The sequence below is a fragment of the Sulfuricella denitrificans skB26 genome, assembly GCF_000297055.2.
Taxonomy (GTDB): Bacteria; Pseudomonadota; Gammaproteobacteria; order Burkholderiales; family Sulfuricellaceae; genus Sulfuricella; species Sulfuricella denitrificans.
Genome location: NC_022357.1, coordinates 666,381 through 685,775 on the forward strand (window position 1 = coordinate 666,381; position 19,395 = coordinate 685,775).

Below are 19,395 nucleotides of genomic sequence, written 5' to 3' on the forward strand. Positions count from 1 at the left end.
AACCGCGTTTCCCCGTTTTATTTTCCTTAAGTCAAAATTGGATTGAGCATGCGAACTCATTATTGCGGCGACGTTAACCGTAGCCACTTAGATCAAACCGTTACCCTGTGCGGCTGGGCGCATCGCCGCCGCGACCATGGCGGGGTGATTTTCATCGACCTGCGCGACCGCGAGGGCTTGGTGCAGGTGGTGTGCGACCCCGACCGTGCCGCGACTTTCGCCACGGCAGAGGCTATCCGCAATGAGTTCGTGCTGAAAATTACCGGCCTGGTGCGCAATCGCCCGGAAGGCACGGTCAACCCGAATCTCTCCACCGGCGAGATCGAGGTGCTGGCGCAGGAAATCGAAATCCTCAATGCATCGGCGCCTATCCCTTTCCAGCTTGACGACGAGAACCTGAGCGAAACCGTGCGCCTGACGCACCGTTACCTCGACCTGCGCCGCCCGGCGATGCAGAAGAACATGATGCTGCGCTACCAAGTGTCCAAGAACCTGCGTCACGCCCTCGACGAGCAGGGTTTTATCGAGCTGGAAACGCCGATGCTGACCCGCTCCACCCCGGAAGGCGCGCGCGACTATCTGGTACCGTCCCGCGTCCACCCCGGTCATTTCTATGCATTGCCGCAGTCGCCGCAGTTGTTCAAGCAGCTGTTGATGGTGTCCGGCTTTGACCGCTACTACCAGATCGTCAAATGCTTTCGCGACGAGGATCTGCGCGCCGACCGCCAGCCAGAATTCACCCAGGTGGATATCGAAACCTCGTTTCTGAACGAGCAGCAGATAACCGATCTGGTCGAGACCATGATGCGCCGTTTGTTCAAGACCGTGCTCGACGTTGACCTGCCCGATTTTCCGCGCATGACCTGGGCCGAGGCGATGCGGCGCTATGGCTCGGACAAGCCCGACCTGCGCGTGACCCTGGAACTGACCGACCTTACCGACGTGATGAAGGATGTGGATTTCAAGGTCTTCAGCACTCCCGCCAACTCGCCCACCGGTCGAGTAGTGGCTCTGCGCGTGCCCAAGGGCAGTGAAATCACCCGCGGTGAGATCGATGCCTATACTCAGTTCGTCGCCATCTACGGCGCTCGTGGCCTGGCTTACATCAAGGTCAACGATGTCGCCAAGGGCCGCGAAGGCTTGCAGTCGCCGATCGTCAAAAACCTGTCGGACGCTGCGCTCAAGGCGGTGATCGAACGCACCGGTGCAACCGATGGCGACCTGATTTTCTTTGGTGCCGACACGGCGAAAGTGGTGAACGAAGCGCTCGGTGCACTGCGCGCCAAGATCGGCCACGAGCGCGGCTTTGCCGAAGGCGCCTGGAAGCCGCTGTGGGTGGTGGATTTCCCGATGTTCGAACGCGACGAGGAAGGCAATCGCTGGCAAGCGTTGCATCATCCCTTTACCGCACCGGCAGACGGCCATGAGGAATTGCTGTCGAGTGATCCCGGCAAGGCGTTGTCCAAGGCCTACGATTTCGTGCTTAACGGCTGGGAACTGGGCGGCGGCTCGATCCGTATCCACCGCCAGGAAATTCAGTCCAAGGTATTCCAGGCGCTCAATATCAGCGCCGAGGAAGCCCAGGAGAAATTCGGCTTCCTGCTCGAAGCTCTGCAATACGGCGCACCGCCCCACGGCGGTCTGGCGCTCGGGCTTGACCGCCTGGTCACGCTGATGGCGGGTGCGGAATCGATCCGCGATGTAATCGCTTTCCCTAAAACCCAGCGTGCTTCCTGCCTGCTTACCCAGGCACCGAACGCAGTGGACGAGAAGCAGTTGCGTGAATTGCACATTCGTTTGCGCCAGCAAGTGCAGACCCAGGTGGAAGTGGAGAAGGTCGATTAAACTTCTGCGTCCTCTGTGGTGAAAGCGGTTGGTTAAAACGCATAAAATTCCGGTCTCGGTGCTGGTGGTGATCTACGCTTCAGATCAGCAGGTGCTGTTGCTGGAGCGGGCCGATCATCCTGGATACTGGCAGTCGGTGACGGGGAGTTGTGATCCTGGCGAGAACCTGCGCCAGACCGCGGTGCGCGAAGTGCGTGAGGAGACCGGTCTGGATGCCGAGAAGTACACGCTTACCGACTGGAACCTGCAGTTTGAATTCGAAATTTTCGAAGAATGGCGCCACCGCTATGCGCCGGGAGTCACGCGCAACACCGAACACGTGTTCGGGCTGGAGTTGCCGCAGCCTTTTCCGGTCACTCTGGAACCCAGGGAGCATTTGAATTTCCAATGGCTGCCTTGCGGCGAGGCTGAGAAGAAGGTGTTTTCCTGGACCAATGCCGCGGCGCTGGAAAAACTGCCGGGAATAGTGAAAGTAGTTTAAAAATCATTTGCTACAGAGACCAAAAGTAGGCCCTCCAGGCGGCGCAGAGAGAAGATTGGTTTTTTATCTCTGTGATCTCTGTGACCAAGTTTTGTTTGGGATAAACTAACACCCATGAACGATTCCGCGATACCTTTTTCCGAATATCAAAACCTGCCCGATGCAGCCTGTCAGACGCGCATCCTGGCGGCCAAGGCCAGCCTGGGTAAGCGGTTGGTGATCCTGGGTCATCACTACCAGCGCTCGGACGTGTTCCAGCACGCTGATTTTACCGGTGACTCGCTGAAACTGTCGCGTCTGGCGGCAAATTCTGAAGCGGACTACATCGTGTTCTGCGGCGTGCATTTCATGGCCGAGGTGGCGGATATCCTGTCGCGTCCCGAGCAGATTTCCATCTTGCCGGATCTGGCGGCGGGCTGTTCGATGGCGGATATGGCGACGCTGGCCCGGGTCGAGCGCGCCTGGCGTGAGTTGAAAACGGTGCTCGACCCTGATGCGACCTTCACCCCCGTCACCTACATCAACTCGGCGGCCGATCTGAAAGCCTTTTGCGGCGAGCATGGCGGCATCGTTTGCACTTCCAGCAATGCCACCAAGATTCTGGAATGGTCGTTTGCCCGGCGCGAAAAAGTGCTTTTCTTCCCTGATCAGCACCTGGGGCGCTGGAGCGGCCACAAGATGGGTATTCCGCTGGAAGACATGGTGCTGTGGGACTGGGATCAGCCGCTCGGCGGGCTCACACCCGAGCAGGTCAGGAAGGCTAAAATCATCCTGTGGAAAGGGCTGTGCTCGGTGCACCAGATGTTCACGCCGGCCAATATCCAGCGCTTCCGTCAGGAGCACCCCGATGGCCAGGTGATTTCCCATCCGGAATGCAGCTTCGAGGTGTGCGAGCTGTCGGATTACGTTGGTTCGACCGAATACATCATCAAGACCGTTGCCGAGGCCAAGTCCGGCACGCACTGGCTGGTGGGTACAGAGCTGAACCTGGTCAACCGTCTGGCGGAGCAGTTCAAGACTGAGGGGAAAACCGTCCAGTTCATGGCCTCCACTGTTTGCATGTGCTCGACCATGGCACGAATCGATCCGCAACACCTGGCCTGGTGTCTGGAGAACCTGGTTGCCGGCCAAGTTGTGAACCACATCAAGGTGCCGCCCGATGAGGCCGTACTGGCCCGGGTGGCGTTACAGCGCATGCTGGATGCTTCTTGAACAGAGTGAGGAGTCAGGAGTGAAGAGTGAGGAGAAGCAGGAGGCGGTGTTGTTTTTGACGTCACTCCTCACCTCTCACTCCTCACCCCTTGCCGATTCAAAATGACACAGGCGATTCGGGTCGTCACCTACAATATCCACAAGGGATTTTCCCAGTTCAACCAGCGCATGGTGCTGCACGAGCTGCGCGACCAGTTGCGCGGCATCCATGCCGACCTGGTTTTCTTGCAGGAAGTTGTGGGCGCTCACGATCTTCATGCGGAGAAACACGTGAACTGGCCTGATTCTTCCCAATACGAGTTTCTCGCCGACTCCATCTGGAAGGATTACGCTTACGGCAAGAATGCGGTCTATCCTGCAGGGCATCACGGCAACGCGATCCTGAGTCGCTTCCCGATTGTCAGTTCGGAAAATGTCGATATCTCGGCCCACCGCTTCGAACAGCGCGGCTTGCTCCACGTTGAAGTAAGCATGCCTGGCTGGGATGAAACCCTGCATTGTGTGTGTGTTCACTTCGGCCTGTTTACCAAGGGGCGCCGTGTACAGTTGTCGGCATTGCGTAAAAGGATCGAGAGCCTGGTTCCGCCGCATGCGCCATTGATTATCGCCGGTGATTTTAACGACTGGCGCGGTGAGGCTTGCGACACCCTGGCACACAAGATGCATCTGAAAGAGGTATTCGGGGTGACCAGGGGTCGGCCCGCTTGCAGTTATCCAGCGGCGCTGCCTATGTTCCGGCTAGACCGGATTTACGTGCGGGGGCTGCGTGTGAGTTCTGCCGAGGTGCATAGCGGCAGGCCGTGGTCGAAAATTTCCGATCACGCCGCGCTGTCCGCCATCGTTCACAGGGCATAACTCTAGTCCAATGGATCTGATACCGGGCAATCGACTGACTCTCCTCAAGAACGGCGCGGAATATTTTCCGGCCCTTGAAATCGCCATCGACCATGCGCGCCGCGAAATATTCCTCGAATCTTACATCTACGAATACGATGCAAGCGGGCGGCAGGTCAGCGAAGCACTGATGCGGGCGGCGAGGCGGGGCGTGACCGTACACCTGCTGCTCGATGGCTTCGGGGCGAGAACGCTGCCGGGAGCGGTGGTCGATGAGATGCGCGCGGCAGGGGTGCAGGTCATGTTCTACCGGCCCGATGTTACGCTTCGTTTCAAGCGCCACCGGTTGCGCCGCCTGCACCGCAAGATAGCGGTGATCGACACGCGCATTGCCTTCGTCGGCGGCATCAATATCATCGACGACATCAACGCGCCTGACCAGATTCCACCGCGTTTCGATTATGCGGTCTCGGTGGAGGGGCCGTTGCTGGCTGAAATACATCAATCGGCCAGGCGTCTCTGGGCGTTGATTGGCTGGCTGCAGTTGCGTCGCCACCGCAGCCGTAGTCGGAGGCACAGGGCGCCGCTGCATATTGCGCCGCGTGGTGGAGTCGAGGCTGCCTTCGTTCGGCGTGACAACATCCGCCATCGGAATGACATCGAAAACGCATATCTCGATGCCATCGATTCGGCCAAAGATGAGATCATCATCGCCAATGCCTACTTCCTGCCCGGCCGCCGCTTCAGGCAGGCGCTGGTCCAAGCCTCTGCGCGGGGCGTGCGGGTGGTGTTGTTGCTGCAGGGGCGGGTGGAATACGTTCTACTTCATTACGCTTCGCGTGCCCTGTACGGCATGCTGCTCGGCGCAGGCATAGAAATCTACAGCTACCACAAGAGCTTTCTTCATGCCAAGGTGGCGGTGATCGACGGTCGCTGGGCCACGGTGGGTTCGTCGAATATCGACCCTTTTAGCCTGATGCTGGCGCGGGAAGCCAATATTGTAGCGCTCGACGCCGACTTCGCTGGAAAGCTGCGGAGCAGTTTGCTGCAGGCGATTAGCGAGGGAGCGCAGCAAATCATGGCCGACAATTGGAAGCAACAGCCGTATTACCAGCGCTTCCTGGCGTGGGTAAGTTACGGCGTGGTGCGCTTTCTGATGGGCATGGTCGGCTATGCGCGCCGTTACGAAGAAGCCTGATCGCCTTTATAAAAGCGGGCTGGAAATGCTAATATTCATGTTTTTCAAAGAATGCCGAGGGATTTATGGCCGGTCACAGTAAGTGGGCGAACATCAAGCACAAAAAAGCCGCGACGGACGCCAAGCGCGGCAAGATTTTTACGCGCCTGATCAAGGAAATTACCGTTGCCGCCAAGATGGGCGGCGGCGACATCAGCTGCAATCCGCGCCTGCGCCTGGCGGTGGATAAGGCGTATGAGAACAACATGCCCAAGGACAACGTCGAGCGCGCTATCAAGCGCGGCACCGGCGACCTCGAGGGCGTGAACTACGAGGAGCTACGCTACGAGGGTTATGGCCCGGCTGGCGTGGCGGTGATGGTGGAATGCCTGACCGACAACAAGACCCGCACCGTGGCCGACGTGCGCCATGCCTTTACCAAGCACGGCGGCAATCTCGGTACCGACGGCTCGGTAGCCTTTTTGTTCAAGCATTGCGGACAGATGCTTTTCGCTCCCGGTACAGATGAGGACAAGCTGATGGAAGCGGCGCTAGAAGCGGGCGCCGAGGACGTGGTTACGAATGAAGATGGCAGTATCGAGGTGGTTACCGATCCCTACGAGTTTGCCGCCATCAAGGAAGCACTGGTCAAGGCCGGCCTGCAGCCCGAAGTGGGCGAGGTTACTATGAAACCGGCTAACGAAAACGAGCTCACCGGCGACGATGCGGTAAAAATGCAGAAACTGCTCGACGCCTTGGAGAGCCTCGATGACGTCCAGGAGGTGTATACCACTGCCGTCATGGACGAGGAATAAGTCATCCGCATTCTCGGTATCGATCCCGGTTTGCGCGTGACGGGTTTTGGGGTGATCGACAAGCTTGGTCAGCAGCTGATTTACGTTGCCAGCGGCTGCATCCGCACACCGGTTGGGGAGTTGCCGCAACGGTTGAAATCGATTATTGATGGTCTGGGCGAAGTGATCGCTTCTTACAATCCTGAGCAGGTGGTGGTGGAAAAAGTCTTCGTCAACGTCAATCCCCAGTCCACCCTGCTGCTGGGTCAGGCGCGCGGTGCCGCGATCTGCGCCGCAATTCTCAAGGATTTGCCGGTGGCGGAATACACCGCCCTGCAGGTGAAACAGGCTGTGGTCGGCAACGGCCATGCGGCCAAGGAGCAGGTGCAGGACATGGTCAGACGCTTGTTGAAACTCGAGGGTGACCCCCAGGCCGATGCGGCGGACGCATTGGCTTGTGCCATCTGCCACGCCCATGGCGGACAGGGGCTGGGCAAGCTGGCAACCGCCGGTTTCCGGATGAAGAATGGAAGGCTAGTCTAATGATAGGCAGAATCGCAGGCATCCTGCTCGAAAAGCATCCCCCTCTGGTTCTGGTGGATGTGGGCGGGGTCGGTTATGAAATCGACGTGCCGATGAGCACCTTCTACAATCTCCCTGCCCTCGGTGAAAAAATCGCGCTACATACCCAGTTGATCGTGCGCGAGGATGCCCATCAGCTCTACGGATTCTCCACCCACGACGAGCGCGCCGCTTTCAGGCAGCTGCTTAAAATTAGTGGTGTTGGACCGAAGTTGGCGCTGACTATTCTGAGCGGTATGTCAGTCGCTGAATTGTCACATGTCGTTGCCGCCCAGGAAGTGGGTCGGCTGACCAAGATTCCGGGTATCGGCAAGAAGACCGCCGAGCGCTTGTTGCTGGAACTGCGCGACAAACTGCCGGGCGCGGCAGCCGTTTTGCTGACTTCCGGAACTGAACCTGGTCCAGCCATTCGCAACGACGTTTTGGATGCGTTGCTGGCGCTGGGTTATAATGAGCGCGAAGCGAACTGGGCAGTGAAGCAACTGCCCGCCAACCTGGACGTGTCCGATAGTATCCGTCAGGCTCTTAAATTCCTATCCAAGGCATGATCGAAACCGACAACCTCAAGGCTGGCAACCGCATTATTTCCGCGGCGCCGATTTCTTCCCATGAAGAAGCGGCCGAGCGCGCTTTGCGCCCCAAGCTGCTGGAAGAATATGTCGGTCAGGAGAAGGCGCGCGAGCAACTGGAAATTTTTATCCAGGCGGCGCGCGGTCGCAGCGAATCGCTCGACCACGTGCTGCTGTTCGGACCGCCTGGTTTGGGCAAGACCACCCTGGCGCACATCATCGCCCGTGAAATGGGTGTCAACCTGCGCCAGACCAGCGGGCCGGTGCTGGAGCGGCCAGGCGATCTGGCCGCGCTGCTGACCAATCTTGAGCCCCACGATGTTTTGTTCATCGATGAAATTCACCGGCTTTCCCCGGTGGTGGAAGAAATCCTCTACCCGGCGCTGGAGGACTTCCAGCTCGATATCATGATCGGCGAAGGTCCGGCGGCGAGGTCGGTCAAGCTGGATCTGCCGCCCTTTACGCTGGTCGGTGCCACGACTCGGGCCGGCATGCTGACCAACCCGTTGCGAGACCGTTTCGGCATCGTGGCGCGGCTGGAATTTTATACTCACGGCGAACTGAAGCAGATCGTGGCGCGTTCTGCGCGGTTGATGAATGTTGAGCTTTCCGACGATGGTGCGGTAGAAGTTGCGAAGCGTTCGCGCGGCACGCCGCGCATCGCCAACCGCCTGTTGCGCCGGGTGCGTGATTTTGCCGAGGTCAAGGCGGATGGCAAGGTGACGCGGGATGTGGCTGATGCCGCGCTTTTTATGCTGGATGTGGACAAAGCCGGACTCGACATGATGGATCGCAAGTTGCTGCAGGCCGTGCTGGAGAAGTTCGGCGGCGGCCCGGTCGGGGTGGAAAACCTGGCGGCAGCCATCGGCGAGGAGCGCGACACCATCGAGGATGTGCTCGAACCCTATCTGATTCAGCAGGGCTATTTGATGCGCACGCCGCGCGGTCGGGTGGCAACGCAGATAGCCTATCTGCATTTCGGGCTGGCGGTGCCGTCGAAGAACCCGAACGGCGAGCTGTGGGAGCAATGATGCAGTATCGAGTGCTGAGTCCTGAGTGCTGAGTAATGGATGGTAAAATGAGCGACAAGGCTACTCAGGACTCAGGACTCGGCACTCAGGACTGTTTTGCTTGGCCGGTGCGCGTCTATTACGAGGACACCGATTCCGGCGGCGTGGTGTATTACGCCAATTACCTCAAGTTCATGGAGCGTGCCCGTACCGAATGGTTGCGGGACCAGGGTTTCGAGCAGACGGAGTTGTTGCGTGACCATTCAATCATTTTTGTGGTGCGCGAAGTGCATATAGAATACCTGCGCCCCGCGATGTTTAACGATCTGCTGACGGTGACAGTGAATTTTCATCAGGCAGGCCGCAGCTGGATCGAGCTTGATCAGACGGCTGAGCATCCGGAAAACGGCGTGCTGGTAAGGGCGCGCGTCAAGGTGGTCTGCGTCAATGGGCAAACATTCAAGCCGGTGCAAATTCCCGCCCCGGTCAGAGAGAGAATTGAAAGGATATCGTGAACGTTACGCAAGACCTGTCTTTTTTGAGTCTGATCACCAACGCCAGTGTCGTGGTGCAACTGGTTCTGTTGATCCTGCTGCTGGCTTCGGGCTTATCCTGGTATTTTATTTTCGACAAGATGTTCGCCATTCGAGCCGCAATCCGCGAGGCGGATAGTTTCGAGAACGATTTCTGGAGCGGATCGGACATCAACAACCTGTACCAGCGCAGCAATTCCGGCAGGACGCCGGTGGTGGGCATGGAGAAAATTTTCGAGGCGGGCTACCGGGAATTTCTCAAGCTCAAGCGCCAGGGGCGTATGGATGTCGGCGTCGTCATGGAGGGCACGCGTCGCGCTATGCGCGCGGCCTGCCAGCGTGAACTGGATGCGCTGGAACGGCACCTCGCCTTCCTTGCCTCGGTCGGCTCTGTCAGTCCCTATATCGGGCTGTTCGGCACAGTGTGGGGCATCATGAATGCCTTCCGTGGCCTCTCCAACGTGGTGCAGGCGACCTTGGCGCACGTTGCGCCAGGCATCGCCGAAGCGCTGGTCGCCACTGCGATGGGCCTGTTCGCTGCGATTCCGGCTGTGCTCGCCTACAATAGCTATTCCCATGATGTGGATCGACTGGCGACTCGCTACGACAGTTTCATGGAGGAGTTCTCCAATATTCTGCAAAGGCAGCCCAACCCTTGATGAACCGCCGCCCCCGCCGCTTCATGAACCAGATCAACGTCGTGCCTTACATCGACGTGATGCTGGTGCTGCTGATCATTTTCATGGTGACGGCGCCCCTGATTAATCCTGGGCAGATCGAACTGCCTTCGGTCGGACAGTCGCTCAAGCCCCCGGTGGCGCCGCTGGAGGTGGAGATTCGTAAAGACAACAGCCTGTACTTGCGCGACCTGGAAAAATCGAATACAGCGCACAAAGTCAGCCGGGAGGATCTGGTTGATGCGGTTCGAGAGCAGCAAAAACGCAATCCCGAGCAGTCGGTGGTCATCTCGGCGGATAAAAGTGTGCGTTATGAGGAAGTGCTGAAGGTGATGGACGTGCTGCAGAGCAATCAGGTGAAAAAAGTCGGGCTTCTGGCCAAGCCCAGGGCGGGATAATGCCGCCAGCCGAACGGAAGAAGCCGAGCCGGAAATGGGCGATTGCACTGGCTGTCCTGGTGCATCTGATATTTGCCGTCGTGCTGATATTCGGCATCGACTGGCAGACCAAGGAGGCTTCGCCGGTGATGGCCGAGCTGTGGAGCAGCGTTTCTGCTCCCGCTACAAAGCCGGTGCCAAAACCCGAGCCTGCGCCTCGTCTGGAGCCCAAGCCTCAACCCAAACCTGTTCCCAAGCCGGAGCCAAAACCAAAACCAGAACCCAAGCTGGAGCAGCCCAAGCCGGTCAAGGCCGACATCGAGCTTAAAGACAAAGAAAAAGAGAAAGAAAAAGAGAAAGAAAAAAAGCGTAAGGAAGAAGAGAAAGAGAAGAAAAAGGCCGAAGCAGAGAAAAAGCTCAAAGAGCAGGCGCTGAAGGTACAGCATGCCATGCTGGAAGCTGAACAGGTGGCATTGGACAAGCAGCGGGAGGCTGCGGAGGCGGCGCGTCAGCAGGCGGCTACCCAGGCCGCATCCCAGCGTCTGATGAACGATGCGATTAGCCGGATCAGCAGCCATATCAGGCGTTTCGTGGTGATGCCGCCGGATGTGGTGGGGAACCCGCAGGCCGAGTTCGATGTCTTCTTGATACCGACGGGCGAGGTGCTGAACGTGAAATTGTCGCGTAGCAGCGGCAACCCGGCCTACGATACCGCAGTGGAACGGGCTATACGCAAGGCTTCGCCTTTGCCTCTGCCCACCGACCCTTCGCTGATCGGACGGTTCAGGGAGTTGAAGTTGAAATTTCGACCGAACGAATAATGAATGGTGAGGGGTTAGCAGGTGAGGGGTGAGGGGAAAAGTCAAAAGCGGTGCGGTGGGGGTTTTGACCTTCCGCATCACCCCTCACCCCTCACCGAATTTGAATTTAAGGGAACTGGAATGATATTCAGAAATTTACTTATTGGCGCTGCGTGGCTGTTGTTTGCGCCATTCGCGCATGCGGCTCTTACCATCGAAATCGTCGGCAGTGGCGCCAACCAGATTCCGATTTCGGTCGTGCCCTTTGCCGGCGAAAGTGCTCTGCCGCAGGGGGTTACCGCCGTGGTTGCGGCGGATTTACAGCGTAGCGGACTGTTCAAGATTATCGACCCCGCCGGAGTGCGGCCCGAGCCGCACGAACTGGCTGAGGTGAACTACCTGGACTGGCGTACGCGCGGTGCTGACGCACTGGCGATCGGCAGCGTGTTGTCGAGACCCGACGGCAAACTGGAGGTGCGTTTCCGCTTGCTCGATGCGGTGAAGCAGACGCAGCTCGACGCTTACAGCTATGTGATTGATCGTACCCTGGTGCGCGCCACGGCGCACAAGATTGCCGATCTGATTTACGAGAAACTCACCGGCGATGTCGGTGTGTTCAGTACCCGTATTGCCTATATCGTCAAGAGTGGCTCGCGTTACGAGCTGCAGGTGGCGGATGCGGACGGCTATGGCGCGCAGACGGTACTAGCTTCCAAGGAGCCGATTATTTCCCCCTCATGGTCGCCGGATGGCACCAGGCTGGCATATGTTTCGTTCGAGCGGAAAAAACCGATCATTTACGTTCAATCGCTGGTCAGCGGCCAGCGTCAGGTGCTGGCCCAGTTCAAGGGCAACAACAGCGCGCCGGCATGGTCGCCGGACGGCAAGCAGCTTGCACTTGTGCTGACCAAGGATGGCGGTTCGCAGATTTATCTGATCAATGCCGATGGTAGCGGGGTTAAACGCGTGAGCTACAGCTCAGGCATCGATACCGAGCCGTCATTTTCACCGGACGGCGCCTTTATCATATTCACTTCGGACCGGGGTGGCAGCCCGCAGATTTACCGCATGTCGGTTAGCGGCAGCGGTGCGCAGCGCCTGACTTTCGAGGGCAATTACAACGTTTCCCCCCATTTCAGCCCGGACGGCAAGAGTTTTACCTTTATCCAGCGCGTCAGCGGTTCTTCTTTTCATGTGGCCCTGCAGGACGTAGCGTCTGGACAGATGCAATTGCTGACGGATACGCGCATGGACGAATCCCCCAGTTTCGCGCCGAATGGCAAAATGCTACTATATGCCACTGAAATTGGAGGGCGCGGGATACTGGCCGCGGTTTCGAGCGATGGTCGGGTCAAGCAGCGGTTGTCCACCCAGGCCGGCGACGTGCGTGAGCCCGAGTGGGGTCCATTGTTGAAGAATCGGTAACTTTCTCAAGTTAAGTTCACTAAATCGGAGAGTAGAAAAGATGAAAAAGATATTGTTCAGTACTTTGTTGGTTAGTTTATTGGTAGGTTGTGCAAGCCAGGACGTGAAGGATCAGCCCAAAGCAGCGGTCGAGGACAGAACGACGACACAAGCGGGTGCGGATACCAAGTCTGCCGGTCAGCAGTCAGTGACAGCCAACCCCCTGACAGATCCCAGCAACATCCTCTCCAAGCGCAGCGTGTATTACGACTTCGACAAATCTGACGTGAAGGCCGAGTACAAGCCGATGGTCGAGGCGCATGCCAAGTATTTGACTAGCAACAAGAGTGCCAAGGTTGCAGTTCAGGGCAACTGCGACGAGCGCGGTAGCCGCGAGTACAACATTGCCCTGGGCAATCAGCGTGCCGACAGCGTCAGGAAAATGATGAATGTGTTCGGCGCGTCCGACAGCCAGATCGAGGTCGTCAGCTTTGGCGAGGAGAAACCCCGCGCTGCCTGCCATGACGAATCCTGCTGGAAAGAGAATCGTCGCTCCGATATCGTTTACCAGGGCGAGTAATAATGCTTCGACTTGCGCTTTTCCTGTCCTTGTTTTTGGGGTGGGCTTCATTGAGTACCGCTGGTCTGTTTTCGGACGACGAAGCCCACCAGAAAATTGCGTTGCTCCAGAAGCAAATTCAGGGAATGGAGGAGCGCGTCGTGCAAATGGAAAACACGGCACGTTCTCAGGGTGTGGGTTTACTGTCGCAACTGGACGCGCTTAAGTCCGACCTGGCCGCATTGCGCGGACAGATCGAGGTGCATACCCACGACATTGAAACCACGCAAAAGCGGCAGCGCGATCTTTATGTCGATCTCGACAGCCGCCTGCGCAAGCTTGAGACTGTCGGCGGGGTACCCGCTCCACAGGCGGATTCTGGCAAGCCAGCCTCTTCCGACCCGACCCCGGTTGATCCGGTCAGTGCCGATGAATCCAGTGCGTATGATGCCGCCTTGGGTTTATTCAAGTCGGGTAATTATCAAGGGGCCATCGACAGTTTTCAAAGCTTTGTCGGTGCGCATCCCAACAGTCAGCTTGCCCCCAGTGCCTACTACTGGATCGGCAACTCCTACTTTAATTTGCGCGAATACAAGAGTGCCATCGCCAATCAACAGAAACTGGTCAGCCAGTATCCAGGCAGCACCAAGGTGCCGGATGCGCTACTGAATATCGCCAGCTGTCAGCAAGGCTTGGGCGATGCATCTGAAGCGAAAAAGACACTCAAAAATATCGTGTCGAAATACCCGCTCAGTAACGCCGCTGAATTGGCAAAGAAGCGTCTTGCCGGTTCCAAATAATGTAGCGCCGCAGCTCAGCCTGCGGATCAATGAGATATTCCATTCTCTTCAAGGCGAAACCAGTCGTGTCGGATTACCTACGGTATTTATCCGGCTGACCGGGTGCCCACTTCGCTGTACCTACTGCGATACCTCTTACGCCTTTAATGAAGGGGAAACCCTGACGCTGGCAGAAATTTTCGACAAGGTTACGCAATTTCACGCTCGTTATGTCACCGTGACCGGTGGCGAACCGCTGGCCCAGAAGAATTGCCTGCCGCTGTTGCAGCAGCTTTGCGATGCGGGCTATTCGGTGTCGCTGGAAACCGGGGGGGCGATGGATATTTCCAAAGTGGATACCCGTGTTTCCCGAATACTGGACATCAAAACACCAGGTTCGGGCGAGGCTGAAAAAAATCGCTGGAAAAACCTGGAGCTGCTGACCCCGCAGGACGAAGTCAAATTCGTGCTATGCGGCGAAGAGGATTATCAGTGGGCGAAACAAGTGCTGAGCGAGAAACGTATCGCCGACCGTTGCCCGGTGCTGTTTTCAGCTTCTCAAGGCCAGCTTGAGCCAGCCAGGCTGGCCGACTGGATACTGCGCGACAATCTGCCGGTTAGACTGCAAATTCAACTGCATAAATTCTTGTGGGGTGAGGGGCGAGGGAAATAAAATAAGGTCCTGAGTTGAACGTGCTGAGTCCTGAGTAAAATCCTTGCACTCAGCACTCAGCACTCAGCACTCAGCACTCAGCAATTCGCTTCGCTATGTGGGCTAGCGCGGCATCCACTTCATCGATGAGGATCAGACACAGGTCGCCGGGTTCCAGGCGTGCCAGGGCGGTGTCGATGGCCAGAAATTCACCCCGGATTTCCTCAATCGCCGTGGCACGGCTGGCTTGCTCCAGGCCCTGCTGCAGGAGCGCCAGCACTTCACCGTCGGCCCGCCCGCGCTGGCATTGATCCTGATATAAAATCACCGTGTCGAAAGCCTCACCCAGGATCTGGGTTTGCTGGCTGATATCTTCATTTCGCCGGTCACCCGCGCCGCTAATCACGACAATGCGCCGCTTCGCGGGCATGTGCTCGATGGCCTTCACCAGCGCCTGGATGGCATCCGGGTTGTGTCCGTAGTCCGCGATCAGGGTGGCGCCACGGTAGTCGAACAGGTTGAATCGCCCTGGTACGGTTGCCGCATCGCTTACGAACGAGGTCAGGCCGGCGCGGATGATTTCCCAGTCCAGACCCAACGCCCATCCGGCGGCGATCGCTGCCATCGCGTTCTCGACCTGGAAGCCGATAGTGCCATTCCGGGTGAGAGGAATCTGCGCCAAGGCGATGCGATGTTCGAAGCTGCCTTCTGCGGCCACGATGCCGCCTTCGTTTACGTACACCACACGCAGGCCGCGCGCATGGTGAGTGGCCATGACCGGATGATGCAGGTCGCTGGTGAAGAAGGTGACCGAACCTGGACAGGCATCGGCCATCTTCACCACGATCGGGTCCGCTGCGTTGAGAACTGCAACGCCGCCAGGCGCAACGTTCTCGACGATAACCCGTTTTACCACGGCCAGATCCTCGACCGTGCTGATATAACTCAGGCCGAGGTGATCCCCCATGCCGATGTTGGTGACGACCGCCACGTTGCAGCGATCAAAGGCCAGTCCTTCGCGCAATACGCCGCCACGCGCGGTTTCGAGAACTACGGCATCGACATCGGGATGGCGTAGTACAGTGCGGGCACTCTTGGGGCCGCTGCAGTCTCCGGTGTCGATGCGCCGCCCCTGGATATAGACGCCGTCCGAGTTGGTCATGCCCACGCGCAAACCCTTCTCGCCAAGCAGGTGAGAGATCAGGCGCACGGTTGTGGTTTTTCCATTGGTGCCTGCCACCGCCACTATCGGTATGCGGCCATCTTCGCCTTCGGCGAACATGCTGGCGATGATTGCCTCGCCGACTGCACGCCCCTTGCCAAACGAAGGCGCAAGGTGCATGCGCAGGCCCGGAGCAGCGTTGACTTCAATCACGGCGCCGCCTTGTTCCTCAAGCGACCTGTGTACGCTGTCACACACCACGTCTACTCCGCAGATGTCGAGTCCGATCATCTGGGCTGCTGCTACTGCACGTGCCGCCAATTCCGGGTGAACGTCGTCGGTCACATCGGTCGCCGATCCGCCCGTGCTCAGGTTTGCATTGTTCCGCAACAGCACGCGCGCACCCTTGGCGGGTACGGAATCTGCGGCGTGCCCCTGAGTGGCGAGTGTCGCCAGGGCGATGTCGTCGAAGTGGATTTTGGTGAGAGAGGTTGAATGTCCTTCGCCTCGCAGGGGATCGCTGTTGACTTGCTCGACGAGTTCACGAACGGTATGAACGTCGTCGCCGATCACCTGGGGAGGGTCGCGCCGTGCCGCTGCGACAAGATGATTTCCTACCACCAGCAGGCGGAAGTCATAGCCGGGAATGTAGCGTTCAACCATGATTTCCGAGCTGACTTCGGCGGAGGCGGCATAGGCCGCCAGCACGCGTTCATGGGTCTCGATATTGACGGCGACACCTTTGCCCTGATTGCCATCCTGGGGTTTGATCACCACCGGGCCGCCGATTTCGCAGGCTGCCACCCAGGCGTCCTCGGCATCCGACACAGGCCGCCCTTGAGGTATCGGAACTCCGGCTGCATCAAGCAATATTTTGGTCAGTTCCTTGTCCTGGGCGATGGCCTCGGAAATGGCGCTGGTATGGTCTGTCTCGGCGGCCTGGATGCGGCGCTGCCGGCTACCCCATCCTAGTTGTACCATGCTGCCCGAAGTCATGCGCCGATAAGGGATTCCACGCGTCACTGCGGCCTGAACGATGGCCCCGGTGCTGGGTCCGAGGCGCTCGTCCTCATCCAGTTCGCGCAGGCGTGCCAGTGCGTCGGCAAGGTCGAAGGGCATATCGTTCGCGGCCGCGTGGCAAAGCGTTTGCGCGAGCTCGAACGCGAGCCGGCCAACCTGCTCCTCGCTGTATTCGACCACGATCTGGAATACATCAGCCTCAGTTGTTGCTGCAGTGCGACTGAAGGTCACCGGACACCCGGCTTGCACTTGCAGCCCAAGGGCGGCGAATTCCAGAGCGTGCGCCATGGGAATGGATTCTTCGTGGCCAGCGGGTCTCAAGGAACCGATTTCCGGGAACCGTGCGCGTAGTCTGGCTTCGAAGTCGGGCATATCCCCGATCAGGCATTCACGGCACTTCACAATGGCTTCGATTACGGTGCGTCTGCTCCAAAGATTGGGGCCGCGCAACGCCCTGATGCGTGATACTTCCATTTTGTTTCCCTAAATTACCCGGCGATCTTTGCCGTGGCAGGATGTTAATTAGTCGGCACTAAAGGTTTCTATTCCTGCGCGGATCAGTTCCAGCGGCAGGCCGAGTGCCCATGCCGATCCGGCCGCCGCCAGCACATGCTCGATTTGCAGCCCGGCAGCTCCAGCTTCTGCCAGCATGATGCCGGATGTTTCGACAAGTTGTACTTCTTCATTGCCTGTAGCGAGTGTCACGAAGCCGTCGCGCACCAGCACCGCGCGCTTCCCCTGAGTCAGGTGCTCAGTGATGGCCGGAACATCCGGATTGGCGCCGAAGAAAATGACTTCGCCATCACATAGCGGCGCCATTTCTGCCACCATAGTGTCGTTGCCGTTGAGCACCGCCACCCCGTCCGGAAGAACTACGTCTACCTGGGTGCGCAGCACGTTGAATACCTGATCGGGTGTCTCGATGTAATATTTTCCGAAGTGCAGGGTCGGGTCGATATTCGTGACGACGCCGACCTGGCATCGATCGTAGGCCAGCCCCTCGCTCAGTATCATATCGCTGCCATTCTCGAAGACGGCTGCCTCGGCCACTCGGTTCAGCAGTATCTTGCGTGCGGCTGCCCAGGTCGCACGATTCCCATTTTCAACCAGTCGTTGATCATGATATAGACCGTCGCTACACGCCAGGCTCACGCGCTTGCCGCTGAGGTGAAGCAGATGCGCTACCAGTCGTGCGACCAGATTGGTCCCGTTCGTACCGGTGATGCCGACAACGGGGATGCGACCGTTCTCGCCTTCGGGAAACAGACTGTCGACGATGGCCCTGCCTATGGGGCGGGGTTCGCCGCTTGCCGGCTTGAGGTGCATCAGCAGGCCAGGGCCTGCGTTGACTTCGACGATCGCGCCGCGCTGCTCGTCGAGGGGACGCGAGATATCTTCGGCGACCAGGTCGACCCCTGCAATATCCAGTCCGACGATACGGGCTGCGAGACAAACGGTTGCAGCCACATCCGGATGGACCAGATCGGTCACGTCGAAGGCGACGTTACCGTTGCGCTGGATCATTACTTCAACGCCCAGTGGCGGTATGGCGTCAGGGGTAAAACCCTGGCGCGTGATTTCGAGCCGGACAGCCGGGTCTTCATCTACCCGAACCAGGTTGAGCGGGTAATCTTCGGTCGTGCCGCGCCGTGGGTCGGTATTGATCTGGGTGTCGATGAGTTCGATGATGGTTGAACGGCTGTCGCCCGTTACGGAGGCCGATTCCCCGCGAGCCGCCGCCGCCAGGCGTCCGCCCACGACCAGCAACCGGTGTTCATTGCCGCGTACGAAGCGCTCGACGAGGACATCGCTGCCCTCGTCGAGCGCCAATTTGTAGGCGGCCGCGATCTCTTCGCGCGTCATCAGTTCGGTGGAAACACCCCGGCCATGGTTGCCATCGCGAGGTTTGACCACGACCGGGACACCGATTTCCTCGGCGGCTTCCCAGGCGTCTTCCGGGCTTTCCACGATACGGCCTTCGGGAACTGGCACGCCGCAAGCTTGAAGCAGGTCCTTGGTCAGATCCTTGTCGCTGGAAATGCTTTCGGCAATGGCGCTGGTCTGGTCGGTCTCGGCGGTCCAGATGCGACGGCTTCGGGCGCCGTAGCCGAGTTGTACCAGGTTGCCTTCAGTCAGTCGGATGGACGGAATGCGTCGATCCGAGGCTGCATCGACGATGCATGCCGTGCTCGGGCCGAGGCAAAGCGAATCGGCCAGATCGCGCAGGCGGGCAACCGTGGCGGGAATGTCGAACGGACGGTCCTCGATCGCCGCCATCACCAGATCGCGAGCAGCGTGCAGGCAGTCGCGGCTCACTTCTTCGTGGCGCGAGCGTACCACGACTTTATAAACACCCCGCACCGAGGTGCTGCGCGCTTTCCCGAAACCGCTTTGCATGCCCGCCAGGTTCTGCAACTCCAGGGTGACATGTTCGAGAATGTGCCCCGGCCAAGTCCCCTCGCGCACCCGCAGCAGGAAGCCTCCCCGCTCGCCAACGCCACACCGGTGTTCGATCAGCGAGGGCAGCCATGATGACAGGCGCTCGTAGAAACCGGGGATGGTATTGGAAGGCGAGTCCTCCAGGTCTCCGATATCAACCCATGCTTCGAGTACCGGACGGTATGTCCATATATTCGGCCCGCGCAGGGGCACGATTTTGAGAAATTCGATTTTCTTATTCATAAAAAATACTTGAGCCTCTCAGCGGATTCAGCCATTGGCGGGCCGAGCGGCAGGTCCGACATATTTTTTGGGATAACCCAGTAAGGATAAGGTGATTTGAGCATATTGCGTTGCTGCTCGCAACTGCTATGGGATAAACAAAATGCGCCATATATATCGGGCGTCGTGCTTAAGTCGCTCAGTGGCATAGGGTGTGCGAATCCGTTGAGTGCTCTTAAGGTCAGGTGTGTCACAGAAAATTTTAAA

19 protein-coding genes are annotated in these 19,395 nt (G+C 58.4%); 17 read left to right on the top strand and 2 right to left on the bottom strand.

Translation table 11 applies throughout. The features are described 5' to 3' along the window. Positions 1-48 precede the first annotated feature (48 nt). The 17 genes from aspS (at position 49) to queE (ending at position 14,306) form a co-directional block, all read left to right on the top strand. Positions 49-1,845 (top strand): aspartate--tRNA ligase, encoded by a 1,797-nt coding sequence (aspS, locus tag SCD_RS03300; protein WP_009206547.1) that lies wholly within the window; start codon positions 49-51, stop codon positions 1,843-1,845. Positions 1,846-1,873: 28 nt separating this feature from the next. Further along, positions 1,874-2,326: a dihydroneopterin triphosphate diphosphatase gene (gene nudB / locus SCD_RS03305; protein ID WP_009206546.1), complete on the top strand. Its 453-nt coding sequence runs from the start codon at positions 1,874-1,876 to the stop codon at positions 2,324-2,326. Positions 2,327-2,440: 114 nt separating this feature from the next. Beyond that, positions 2,441-3,538 (top strand): quinolinate synthase NadA, encoded by a 1,098-nt coding sequence (nadA, locus tag SCD_RS03310; RefSeq protein ID WP_009206545.1) that lies wholly within the window; start codon positions 2,441-2,443, stop codon positions 3,536-3,538. A 102-nt stretch (positions 3,539-3,640) separates the two neighbouring features. Next, entirely contained in the window at positions 3,641-4,393 is a 753-nt protein-coding gene (locus SCD_RS03315; protein WP_009206544.1) for an endonuclease/exonuclease/phosphatase family protein, read from the top strand. A 10-nt stretch (positions 4,394-4,403) separates the two neighbouring features. Further along, a complete protein-coding gene (gene clsB / locus SCD_RS03320) occupies positions 4,404-5,570 on the top strand; it encodes a cardiolipin synthase ClsB (RefSeq protein ID WP_009206543.1) in 1,167 nt (388 codons plus the stop codon). 65 nt (positions 5,571-5,635) lie between these two features. Next, entirely contained in the window at positions 5,636-6,364 is a 729-nt protein-coding gene (locus SCD_RS03325) for a YebC/PmpR family DNA-binding transcriptional regulator (RefSeq protein WP_009206542.1), read from the top strand. Between the two features lie 3 nt (positions 6,365-6,367). After that, on the top strand, positions 6,368-6,886 hold the full coding sequence (ruvC, locus tag SCD_RS03330; RefSeq protein WP_041673305.1) for a crossover junction endodeoxyribonuclease RuvC: 519 nt from the start codon (positions 6,368-6,370) through the stop codon (positions 6,884-6,886). Then, positions 6,886-7,473 carry a Holliday junction branch migration protein RuvA gene (gene ruvA, locus SCD_RS03335; protein WP_009206540.1) on the top strand — a complete coding sequence of 196 codons (588 nt, stop codon included), beginning with the start codon at positions 6,886-6,888 and terminating at the stop codon, positions 7,471-7,473. The genes ruvC and ruvA overlap by 1 nt, the downstream gene beginning before the upstream one ends. Continuing rightward, positions 7,470-8,525 (top strand): Holliday junction branch migration DNA helicase RuvB, encoded by a 1,056-nt coding sequence (gene ruvB / locus SCD_RS03340; protein ID WP_009206539.1) that lies wholly within the window; start codon positions 7,470-7,472, stop codon positions 8,523-8,525. Before ruvA ends, ruvB begins: the two co-directional genes overlap by 4 nt. Positions 8,526-8,572: 47 nt before the next feature. Next, a complete protein-coding gene (gene ybgC, locus SCD_RS03345; RefSeq protein WP_009206538.1) occupies positions 8,573-9,019 on the top strand; it encodes a tol-pal system-associated acyl-CoA thioesterase in 447 nt (148 codons plus the stop codon). Next, the gene (gene tolQ, locus SCD_RS03350) at positions 9,016-9,696 is read left to right on the top strand and encodes a protein TolQ (RefSeq protein ID WP_009206537.1); all 681 of its coding nucleotides are present in this window, start codon (positions 9,016-9,018) and stop codon (positions 9,694-9,696) included. Before ybgC ends, tolQ begins: the two co-directional genes overlap by 4 nt. Further along, on the top strand, positions 9,696-10,112 hold the full coding sequence (gene tolR, locus SCD_RS03355) for a protein TolR (protein ID WP_009206536.1): 417 nt from the start codon (positions 9,696-9,698) through the stop codon (positions 10,110-10,112). Before tolQ ends, tolR begins: the two co-directional genes overlap by 1 nt. After that, on the top strand, positions 10,112-10,912 hold the full coding sequence (gene tolA / locus SCD_RS03360) for a cell envelope integrity protein TolA (protein ID WP_009206535.1): 801 nt from the start codon (positions 10,112-10,114) through the stop codon (positions 10,910-10,912). Before tolR ends, tolA begins: the two co-directional genes overlap by 1 nt. A 120-nt stretch (positions 10,913-11,032) precedes the next feature. Then, on the top strand, positions 11,033-12,316 hold the full coding sequence (tolB, locus tag SCD_RS03365) for a Tol-Pal system beta propeller repeat protein TolB (protein WP_009206534.1): 1,284 nt from the start codon (positions 11,033-11,035) through the stop codon (positions 12,314-12,316). A gap of 40 nt (positions 12,317-12,356) precedes the next feature. After that, complete coding sequence (gene pal, locus SCD_RS03370) at positions 12,357-12,875, top strand: peptidoglycan-associated lipoprotein Pal (protein ID WP_009206533.1); 519 nt, start codon at positions 12,357-12,359, stop codon at positions 12,873-12,875. Positions 12,876-12,925: 50 nt separating this feature from the next. Further along, positions 12,926-13,654, top strand: coding sequence for a tol-pal system protein YbgF (gene ybgF, locus SCD_RS03375; protein ID WP_161626922.1), 729 nt, complete (start codon positions 12,926-12,928; stop codon positions 13,652-13,654). Then, complete coding sequence (queE, locus tag SCD_RS03380) at positions 13,638-14,306, top strand: 7-carboxy-7-deazaguanine synthase QueE (protein WP_009206531.1); 669 nt, start codon at positions 13,638-13,640, stop codon at positions 14,304-14,306. Before ybgF ends, queE begins: the two co-directional genes overlap by 17 nt. A gap of 70 nt (positions 14,307-14,376) precedes the next feature. Here queE and cphA read toward each other — a convergent pair whose 3' ends face one another. Both cphA and SCD_RS03390 read right to left on the bottom strand, forming a co-directional pair. Further along, positions 14,377-16,941, bottom strand: a complete 2,565-nt coding sequence (cphA, locus tag SCD_RS03385) for a cyanophycin synthetase (RefSeq protein WP_009206530.1) — start codon at positions 16,939-16,941, stop codon at positions 14,377-14,379. Positions 16,942-16,989: 48 nt separating this feature from the next. After that, complete coding sequence (locus SCD_RS03390) at positions 16,990-19,149, bottom strand: cyanophycin synthetase (RefSeq protein WP_009206529.1); 2,160 nt, start codon at positions 19,147-19,149, stop codon at positions 16,990-16,992. Positions 19,150-19,395 lie beyond the last annotated feature (246 nt).

Coding starts and splice junctions, on each gene's coding strand:
- SCD_RS03390 (WP_009206529.1), bottom strand. CDS start 19,149: ATGAATAAGAAAATCGAATTTCTCAAAATCGTGCCCCTGCGCGGGCCG.
- ybgC (WP_009206538.1), top strand. CDS start 8,573: ATGAGCGACAAGGCTACTCAGGACTCAGGACTCGGCACTCAGGACTGT.
- ruvB (WP_009206539.1), top strand. CDS start 7,470: ATGATCGAAACCGACAACCTCAAGGCTGGCAACCGCATTATTTCCGCG.
- SCD_RS03315 (WP_009206544.1), top strand. CDS start 3,641: ATGACACAGGCGATTCGGGTCGTCACCTACAATATCCACAAGGGATTT.
- SCD_RS03325 (WP_009206542.1), top strand. CDS start 5,636: ATGGCCGGTCACAGTAAGTGGGCGAACATCAAGCACAAAAAAGCCGCG.
- tolA (WP_009206535.1), top strand. CDS start 10,112: ATGCCGCCAGCCGAACGGAAGAAGCCGAGCCGGAAATGGGCGATTGCA.
- nadA (WP_009206545.1), top strand. CDS start 2,441: ATGAACGATTCCGCGATACCTTTTTCCGAATATCAAAACCTGCCCGAT.
- pal (WP_009206533.1), top strand. CDS start 12,357: ATGAAAAAGATATTGTTCAGTACTTTGTTGGTTAGTTTATTGGTAGGT.
- tolB (WP_009206534.1), top strand. CDS start 11,033: ATGATATTCAGAAATTTACTTATTGGCGCTGCGTGGCTGTTGTTTGCG.
- clsB (WP_009206543.1), top strand. CDS start 4,404: ATGGATCTGATACCGGGCAATCGACTGACTCTCCTCAAGAACGGCGCG.
- aspS (WP_009206547.1), top strand. CDS start 49: ATGCGAACTCATTATTGCGGCGACGTTAACCGTAGCCACTTAGATCAA.
- ruvA (WP_009206540.1), top strand. CDS start 6,886: ATGATAGGCAGAATCGCAGGCATCCTGCTCGAAAAGCATCCCCCTCTG.
- tolR (WP_009206536.1), top strand. CDS start 9,696: ATGAACCGCCGCCCCCGCCGCTTCATGAACCAGATCAACGTCGTGCCT.
- cphA (WP_009206530.1), bottom strand. CDS start 16,941: ATGGAAGTATCACGCATCAGGGCGTTGCGCGGCCCCAATCTTTGGAGC.